The sequence below is a fragment of the Roseibium sp. RKSG952 genome (assembly GCF_009711355.1).
In genome coordinates this window covers 1-1,920 of the sequence record NZ_SMMF01000564.1, presented here as the reverse complement: position 1 = coordinate 1,920, position 1,920 = coordinate 1, and the positions used below count along the sequence as shown (strand labels likewise).

1 protein-coding gene and 1 pseudogene are annotated in these 1,920 nt (G+C 59.1%); one reads left to right on the top strand and one right to left on the bottom strand.

Translation table 11 applies throughout. The annotated features are described in order from the left end of the window. Positions 1–107: 107 nt before the first annotated feature. Positions 108–458 carry a hypothetical protein gene (locus E1297_RS02305; protein ID WP_196223144.1) on the bottom strand — a complete coding sequence of 117 codons (351 nt, stop codon included), beginning with the start codon at positions 456–458 and terminating at the stop codon, positions 108–110. Positions 459–558: 100 nt separating this feature from the next. Between E1297_RS02305 and ltrA the strand changes: the two are divergent. Beyond that, positions 559–1,809: pseudogene (gene ltrA, locus E1297_RS02300) on the top strand (group II intron reverse transcriptase/maturase). Positions 1,810–1,920 lie beyond the last annotated feature (111 nt).

Below are 1,920 nucleotides of genomic sequence, written 5' to 3'. Positions count from 1 at the left end.
ATGTTCTTGTCTCGAAGTTCGGCGATCACCGTGTGTCCTGAGTACCAACATGGAAAGGAGGTACGTAACTGCAAGAGAGATGAGGGTAGGCCCCTCGGGTTCGGTGATCAGGAGCCGATCCCAAACCGCCACAAGCTGCTGTCGTAAAGAGCGATGGTGGTGAGCGTTGTGGAAACGGCGGGGCATGATCCCGTCAGGTACGATCCGGAGAGACGAGCGAAAGCGAACCGTCGATGAACTGCCGAAAGCGTATGATTGATGTCAGAACCGGGGGTGGTGGTCCCCTCGGGACGAGTATGGGCGGAGCCCTGAAGTCCGGCCCATGCGGCATCCGGCTCGAAGGCGGCGTGAATCCGGATCAGGCTCTTTTGCGGAACAGGAGAACCTGTCGTCCCGATGCCAAGGAAGAAGACCGACCGGGCAGCCCCCGGGAGGTCCGGAGTACCGATGCGGGGCACAGGGGCAGAACAACTCGTAGTAGGGTTGAAGGCGCTGTAATGGCGCCGGACCGAAGGGGTTGTGGTGTTCAGTCCTTGCCGCTGGCCAACTGATTGCAGGATGAGCCGGATGTCAGGGACAAAGCCGTTTACGATTGAGAAGAGGGAAGTCTGGGAGGCGTTCCAGCATGTGAACGCCAATCAGGGTGCTGCTGGAGTTGATGGGCAAACGCTCCAAAGTTTCGGGGAACGGCTTGGCCCGAACCTGTACAAGCTTTGGAACCGGATGTGCTCAGGCAGTTACATGCCATCGCCGGTACGCCGGGTGATGATCCCCAAGGCGGATGGCGGCCAGAGGCCGTTGGGCATTCCGACGGTCACGGACCGCATTGCGCAAGAGGTTGTCCGGCTTTATCTGGAGCCTCTCGTGGAGCCTTTGTTCCACAGGGATTCCTATGGGTATCGGCCCGAACGCTCCGCCATCGATGCAATCCGGACAGCGCGTCAGAGATGCTGGCGTTGTGACTGGGTTCTGGACATGGACATCAAGGGGTTCTTTGACACTATCGATCATGAGTTGCTGCTCAAGGCGGTTCGTCATCATACGGACTGCCGCTGGGTTTTGCTCTATATCGAACGGTGGTAGCAGGCACCCGTGATGATGGAGGATGGCAGCCTTGTCCCGCAGGACAAGGGGACGCCGCAAGGTGGGGTCATCTCGCCTCTGCTGGCAAACCTGTTCCTGCATTACGCTTTCGACAAGTGGATGGATCGAGAGAACCCGCATGTGCCGTTTGAGCGTTATGCGGATGACATCATCTGCCATTGCCGGACGGAAGGTGAAGCGCGCAGGCTCTGGCGGCAGGCCGAAGACCGGCTGGCAGACTGCGGCCTGCAACTTCACCCGCAGAAGACAAAGGTCGTCTACTGCAAGGATACCAACCGGAAAGGGAAATACCCGGCGGTTGCGTTCGACTTTCTTGGCTACAGGTTCCAGCCCCGGCTGGCGATCTGGCGCGGTGGTTTGTTCGGCGTATCCTATCTTCCGGCGGCTAGCCCCAAGGCTCTCAAGGCGTTCCGGTGCCAGGTGCGCCATTGGGGATTGCAGCGGCGCAGTGACAAGGGGCTGATCGATCTGGCCCGTATGTTCAATCGCAAGATTGGAGGCTGGATCGGCTACTTCAGATGCTTTTACAAATCGGCGCTCTATCCGACGCTCCGTCTGATCGACGCCCATTTGGTCCGATGGGTGATGCGGAAGTACAAGCGCTTCAAGCAGCGGCCCCGGCAAGCGCGGCTCTGGCTTGCCAGAATTGCGAAATCCATGCCGGGATTGTTTGCCCATTGGTCTCTTCTCCACGGAAAGGGCTGAATGCCGGGAGCCGTATGAGCCGAGAGGTTCACGTACGGTTCTGGGAGCGCGTGAGGGTGAAATCCCCTCGCGCGACTCGCTTTCCCTTGTACCGGCAATCCCAGATCTTTG